Raw genomic sequence first — 6,307 nt, 5'->3', positions numbered from 1 at the left:
TCAAGGATCAGGGGGAAACTTGGTCTACTATATCCCTCTCAATGACTTTTGCCAAACCGCCTAAAGCTCAGTCAATTCAGCAAAGTTCAGGGTTTTGGGGGTTAGAGGCATGCTCCTCAAGCTTCCGAATTAAAACACCACACTAGAGAGATGATCCTAATCGATCCCTGAGCCCCAGCTTGAGAGAAACTATCCCCCAGCCCTGTCCAGAAGGGGATCCTGCCGCCCACAGGGGATCCCGTCTTCGAGAGGCGTCCAGCCCGGCTGCCAAAGATCCCGGTTCTTCAGGGTGGCCGCGTTGACCCAGAGGCGCACCTGGGGATCGCAGACGGCTCTGAGCTCGGCAAACACCAGCCCTCCTTCCCCTTGTTGGCGAGCGGTGACCTGAAAATGTCGCCAACCCAGAACAGGCTGAACGGAAGTCCATTTGGAGCCGAGGAGGTGCGGGAAAGGCTGTTTCCGACGGGGTTTGTTGCGAGCCACGGGACGGAGGGTGCGAGCGGGTAAGGGATGAAAGGGACCCAGCTTTCCGGCCATTCCTGAGGACGGCAGCGGGGATCGAGGGGAGCGGCAAAGCCAGCCGAGATCCTGAGTTTCCCTCAGATCCGCCTGTGATCGGTATGTGTGATCGGTATGATCGAGGGGATCCCTTTCCACTCCAGCCTATCCAACCATGGAGCAGCACCGGCAACGGCTTCAGTTCTCTTTCTGGCAGGCAGTCTTGAAGGGAGGCCTTCTGTTTCTGATCCTGGCTGGCCTAATCTTGGGAACAGGCCTGCCCTTGGGAGCGGCAACCGGCCCCACTTTGTCCGGCAAACTTACGGGGCCAGAATGGCGGCAAGCGGATCCGGAAGCCAAGCAGGACTTTTGTCGCAAAGCCTTTCAAGCGTTTCGCGCCTCTCCTTCCCAAAGCTATATCATCAGCTCCAATGTGCAGGCTTTGACCCCAGAAGGTTTGTGTCGGCGCTTGGATCAGTTTTATCAGTATGCCGTCAACGACGAGATCCCGATCAACCAGGCGGCCAATATTGCCCCATTGCTGTTCTCCGATCTACCTCTGGAGCAGCCTTGATCCCATGTGGATCGCTTGTCCTGCCGAGGACATAATGACTTTCTCTTAGTGAGGATCCCAGCCTGGCTGTGACAGGTTGGCCGGATTCAGACAGGTGTGGGCAAGGGTTCCGGGGGTGCAGGGAAAGGGAGCTGCTGCAGTTGGGGTTGGTGGGGGCGGATCCCCATCGCTTGGCGCATCAAGGCAGGCTTGAGCAGCGGCAAAACCTCCAGTCCCCACAGGCCCAGGCGACGCAAAACCAGCAACGGCCAGCTTCGGTTGGAAAAGAGGCGATTGGCAGCATCGGTTGCGAAAAGAACCAGCGCATTTTCTGGGCGGCGACAGCGCTCGTAGGCTTGTAGCAAAGCCGGATCGCCGGGATCCCGGCCCGCCATTTTGGCTTCGATCAACAGGGCAGCCAAGGCCGCCACATCCCGCATGCCCAGATTCGCTCCCTGCCCCCCCAGCGGATGGGTGGTGTGAGCAGCATCCCCCACCAAAGCTAGCCGGGATCCGATGTAGGTTTGGGCATGGGCCCGCTGTGGCTCATAACAGGCTCTGGGAGAGGCCGCCAGCAACGCTCCCAACTGGGATCCAAACCAAGGCCGGATGGCCTGCAGAAACTCAGCCTCAGATAAGCCCATCAGCCAATCTCGATCCGCTTGGCGAACTGTCCAGACGACACAACTGCGATGGGGATCGGGGGTGGGCAAAATGGCGAAGGGGCCGCTGGCCTGAAAGCGCTCGTAGGCCACCTGCTGGTGAGGATGCTCATGGGTGAGGGTGGAAACGATGCACACCTGCCCATAGCCCCAGCAGGATAACGGGATCCCAGCCTGTTCCCGCAGCCGCGAACGGGCCCCATCTGCAACCACCAGCAGAGCAGCCCGCAGGGTTTGCCGGGATCCCTCCTGGGCCAGCAGCTCTACCCGCAGGTGATCTGCTGCAGGGGAGAAACTTTGCGCCTGAGCAGGGCTGAAAAGGGTTACCGAAGGGCACTCGCGAATGCGCTGCAACAGAGCTTTTTGGGTGATTTGATTTTCCACGACGTAGCCCAGCGCCGGCGCTTGGAGCATCTCACGGCGCAGCTGAGCCACCCAGGGGCCTTCCCCATCAGAGACCTGAATGCGGTGGATGGGAGAGACTCCCCAGGCCTCCATAAGGGGCCATACCCCAATCCGCTGCAGAATACGAGCTGTCCCCAGAGCCAAAGCGCTGGCTCGGCCATCCGCCCCCACCCCCTGCGAGAGATCCCGCCCCTCGATCAGCCCAACACGGATTCCGGCCTGACCCAAAGCGGCTGCCAAGGTGGATCCCACCATCCCAGCTCCGGCAATCACCACTTCAAAATCCAGTCGCCTCGGCGGGACGGTGTCCTCGGCTGTTGTCGGGGCAACGGCGAGCGGGGCAGTGGAAGTGGGCAAAGGGCTCATGGACACTCACGGCAAGTGGGCTCAACCTCCATTCTAGGGTTCCTGCACCTGGCAGGCCGCCGAGGATCAAGCAGTAAATTGGGTCAAAGTGCTACGAGGGATCCATGTCGGTTGCACCGTTTGATTTCAGCCACTTTTTTACCCATGCTGAGATTCTGGAATTTCTGCGGCAGATGGCGGTGGCCTACCCAGACTTGATCACGTGGGAGGTGATTGGGCGGAGCTACGAAGGGCGCGACATTGTTTTGGCTACTCTAACCCAGCGTCGCACCGGGCCAGCCCTGGAAAAACCCGCCTACTGGATCGATGCCAACACCCATGCCGGAGAAGTCACGGGATCCGCCGTTGCCCTTTACGACATCCACTACCTGCTCACCCACTACGGCCAAGAGGAGCGGGTGACGCGCCTGCTGGATGGCTACACCGTTTACGTGCTGCCCCGCATTGCCGTCGATGGGGCCGAGAAATATCTAACCACCCCCTACCGTTTGCGTTCGGGCCCTCGCCCCTATCCAGAGCCGGAACCCCAGCCGGGCCTCTACCCCGAGGACGTGAACGGGGACGGCAAGATCCTCCAGATGCGCAAAGAGGATCCCTGTGGAGCATGGAAAGTGTCGTCGTTGGATCCCAGGATCTTGGTGCGACGGGATCCGGAGGAATTCGGCGGCACCTACTACCACTTGATGACCGAAGGGCTGATTCGGGAGTTCGATGGCTACGATGTGCCGGTGGCCCCACCCCTTGAAGGGCTGGACTTCAACCGCAACTATCCCCACGAATGGGTACCAGAAAATGAGCAGGTGGGAGCGGGAGACTTTCCCTATTCTGAGCCGGAAACGCGAGCCATTGGGGAGTTTTTGCGCAGCCACCGCAATATCAACGGCTTTGTTACTTATCACACTTCTTCAGCGGTTCACATTCGCCCCTACGCCACCCACCCAGATGAGTACTATCCCCCAGAAGATCTGGACATCTACAAGTTAATTGGGGAGAGGGCCACCGAGATCACCGGCTACCCGACCATCTCTGGCTATCACCAGTTTCGCTATCACCCCAAGAAGGTTAGCCACGGCAATTTCAACAGCTACGCCTATGACACCTTCGGCTGGTATGGGTTCACCACGGAGCTTTGGGATCTGCCCACGGAAGCCGGCGTGGTGAAAAAGGACTTTATCCAGTGGTTCCGCTGGCACCCCGAAGCTGACGATTTGAAGATGTTGAAGTGGAATGATCGGGTCTTGGGAGGGCGTGGCTTCATCGACTGGCAGCCCTTTGAGCACCCCCAGTTGGGCAGGGTGGAAATTGGCGGTTGGGACTACAAGGCCGTTTGGCAAAATGCGCCCCCAGAGATGTTGCCGGAACTGTGCGAGAAGCACTGCCGTTTTGCCATTGCCCATGCCCTGATGTCGCCGCGGCTGGCCTTGGCCCGCAGCGAAGTTCGCCGGCTTGGGTGGGCACGTGAGGGATCCCAGTCTTTGTTCCGGGTGGTGGTGCAATACGAAAATCAAGGGTTCTTGCCTACCTACACCAGCCAAAAAGCCCTAGAACGCAGGGCGGTGCGGCCCATTCAAGTCCGTCTGGAGTTGCCTGAGGGATCCACTGTCATCGTGGGATCCCAGAAGCAGGAGATCGGGCATTTGGAGGGCCGTTCCAACAAAGCCTACGGAGAAATCCTGTCCTCAGGCAGCGGCGTGGATTACCGCCGCAAGGTGGAGTGGGTGGTTCAAGCCCCTGTGGGCAGCTCTCTGCTGATTGTTGCCCAGGCGGAGCGGGCTGGAACGGTGCGCACCAGGGTCACGTTGTCGGACGAAGGGGTGGGTGCTGGGACTCCATAGACGGCAGGGGGTCAGGGAAAAGTAGCTCTGAGCCATGGCCGATAATGGGACTGTCCTCTTGCCATCTCACTTTTATGCCCAGCTCCATCATTTCCCCGGAAAACCTGCTGGATCTTTGTGAACAGGGTGTACACAAGGCATTGGCTGCTGGAGCCGACCAGGCAGAAGTGTTTGCCAACTCAGGCCGGGAAACGGAAGTCACTTTTGAGAAAAATGACCTCAACCTGGCCCGCAGCAGCAGCGAGACCCTGTTCGGCATCCGGGTTTTCTGCGACGGCAGGCTGGGCTTTGCCACCTCCAACCGCCCGGAAGAGCTGGCCGAGACGGCGGCTGAGGCTGTGACCATGGCCAAGGCTTCGCCGGCGGATCCTCTCAACGGGCTGCCGGAGCCCCAACCTTTGCCCCAGGTGCCCTTTGCCCTTGATCCGGGGCTGCTGGAACTGGATGCCGCCACCCTGACCCAGTTGGGATCCCAATTGCTGGAGTGGGTGCGATCCAAAGACCCTCGCATCACCATCGACAGCGGCTCCCTCAGCGTGGAGGAAGAGACCCTGGCCATCGCCTCTTCCACCGGCATCCGGGCCAACTACCACAGTGTCGAGGCGGGGGGATCCCTGTTTGGCATGGCCATCGACGGGGACGAGGTGGGCAGCTTTGCCTACGACGGCGACAGTGTGCAGAAGCGGGCCGATCTGGTGCCGGCGCTGGAGCGGGCTTTTGATCGCTTTGTCCAGAAATGCGTGGGCGCGCTGGGGGCTGGCGAGGGGGAGAGCTTCCGCGGCCCCATTGTCCTGCCGCCAGATGTGGTGGAGGAGTTTCTAGGGGATCTCCTCTTTGTGCTGGGGGCGGATGCGGTGCGCAAAGGCAAAAGCCCCTTGGCGCAAAAAATGGGATCCCGGATCGCCAGCCCGTTGCTCACCGTGGTTTCTGAAGGCCTGGGCCTGCCCGGCTACCCCATTGAGCCCTTTGACCGCGAAGGGATCCCGCGCCAGATTACCCCCCTGATTCATGAAGGGATCCTCTGCAACTTCATGTACAACAGCTACGAGTCCCGCGCTGCTGGCGTTCCCTCCAACGGCCATGCCACAGGGGGAGCAGGCAGCCTGCCGGGAGTAGGGCCGGCTTGCCTGAGGGTGGCCCCAGGGACAACCCCCCTGTCCGAGCTCTACGCGATGGATCGGGGAGTTATCGTCACCCGCCTCTCCGGCAGCAGCAACCCCATTACCGGTGACTTTTCTGGGGTGGTGAAAGGGGGCTTCTTGGTCAAAGGCGGCGAGAAACGCCCCATCCTGGAGACCACCATTGCCGGCAATCTCTACGATTGTTTGCGCAATATCTCCGCCATTTCCCAGGAAGTAACGGTTTTCAACGGCACGGCTGCCTTTCCCGCCCTGCGCATTGAAGATGTATCCATCACTGCGGGCTAAGTAAAGCTAGGGGTGTCGAGATCCCGGCAACAGCGATTAACCTCATTCCCAAAAGCTGCGGAGTTGTTCCCATGGGCCAGGAGATCACCTGCCTCCGTTTTGGTACTGCAGACTTTGCTCAGTTTGCAGCTCGGCTCCAGCAAGAGACGAAGTTGCTCGAGCGCTGGTTGGCCGGTGCGCCGGGGCTGGATCCCGCCTGCCGGCCCTTTGCCCAGGGATCCCCGGTGGGCGGGTTTGAGCTGGAGGCATGGCTGGTGACCCCTCAGGGAGATCCGGCCCCGATAAACTCAGCCTACCTGGAAGCGGTGAACGATCCGCTGGTGGTGCCGGAACTGGCCCAGTTCAACGTGGAGATCAACAGCCGGCCCCAAGTTTTGGTCGGCTCGGCTCTGCGGCAGTTTCAGCAAGAGCTGGGCCAAACGTGGGATCGCTGTTGCCGGGTGGCCGAACACTTGCAGGCGGGGTTGATGATGATCGGGATTTTGCCCACGGTGCAGCAAAAGCAACTGACCTTGGAGATGATCTCCCCCCGCAAGCGTTACCTGGCCCTCAATGAGCAAA

Annotated in this window: 5 protein-coding genes and 1 pseudogene; 4 read left to right on the top strand and 2 right to left on the bottom strand. The window is 60.2% G+C overall.

All coding sequences use genetic code 11. The features are described from left to right. Positions 1 to 189: 189 nt before the first annotated feature. Complete coding sequence (locus NW837_RS06395; protein ID WP_414329949.1) at positions 190 to 483, bottom strand: TIGR02450 family Trp-rich protein; 294 nt, start codon at positions 481 to 483, stop codon at positions 190 to 192. A 238-nt stretch (positions 484 to 721) separates the two neighbouring features. Between NW837_RS06395 and NW837_RS06390 the strand changes: the two genes are divergently transcribed. After that, entirely contained in the window at positions 722 to 1,072 is a 351-nt protein-coding gene (locus NW837_RS06390) for a hypothetical protein (RefSeq protein WP_414329946.1), read from the top strand. 86 nt (positions 1,073 to 1,158) lie between these two features. On the opposite strand, the gene NW837_RS06385 is transcribed toward NW837_RS06390, so the two are convergent. Beyond that, positions 1,159 to 2,484 carry a UbiH/UbiF/VisC/COQ6 family ubiquinone biosynthesis hydroxylase gene (locus NW837_RS06385; RefSeq protein WP_414329943.1) on the bottom strand — a complete coding sequence of 442 codons (1,326 nt, stop codon included), beginning with the start codon at positions 2,482 to 2,484 and terminating at the stop codon, positions 1,159 to 1,161. A 104-nt stretch (positions 2,485 to 2,588) separates the two neighbouring features. On the opposite strand from NW837_RS06385, the gene NW837_RS06380 reads away from it, so the two are divergent. The 3 genes and pseudogenes from NW837_RS06380 to NW837_RS06370 form a co-directional block, all read left to right on the top strand. Beyond that, positions 2,589 to 4,319: a M14 family metallopeptidase gene (locus tag NW837_RS06380; RefSeq protein ID WP_414329941.1), complete on the top strand. Its 1,731-nt coding sequence runs from the start codon at positions 2,589 to 2,591 to the stop codon at positions 4,317 to 4,319. A gap of 74 nt (positions 4,320 to 4,393) precedes the next feature. Continuing rightward, the gene (locus NW837_RS06375) at positions 4,394 to 5,746 is read left to right on the top strand and encodes a TldD/PmbA family protein (RefSeq protein ID WP_414329939.1); all 1,353 of its coding nucleotides are present in this window, start codon (positions 4,394 to 4,396) and stop codon (positions 5,744 to 5,746) included. Between the two features lie 152 nt (positions 5,747 to 5,898). Continuing rightward, a pseudogene (locus tag NW837_RS06370) lies at positions 5,899 to 6,307 on the top strand (glutamate--cysteine ligase); the annotation flags it as partial.

The organism is Synechococcus sp. R6-10 (genome assembly GCF_047461815.1).
Lineage (GTDB): Bacteria > Cyanobacteriota > Cyanobacteriia > Thermostichales > Thermostichaceae > Thermostichus.
The sequence above is the reverse complement of the archived record's forward strand: the minus strand, read 5'-3'. Positions and strand labels throughout refer to the sequence as shown.

Excerpts from the sequence above, each read along its gene's own strand:
- NW837_RS06380 (WP_414329941.1), top strand. The coding sequence starts at position 2,589 with ATGTCGGTTGCACCGTTTGATTTCAGCCACTTTTTTACCCATGCTGAG.
- NW837_RS06375 (WP_414329939.1), top strand. The coding sequence starts at position 4,394 with ATGCCCAGCTCCATCATTTCCCCGGAAAACCTGCTGGATCTTTGTGAA.
- NW837_RS06385 (WP_414329943.1), bottom strand. The coding sequence starts at position 2,484 with ATGAGCCCTTTGCCCACTTCCACTGCCCCGCTCGCCGTTGCCCCGACA.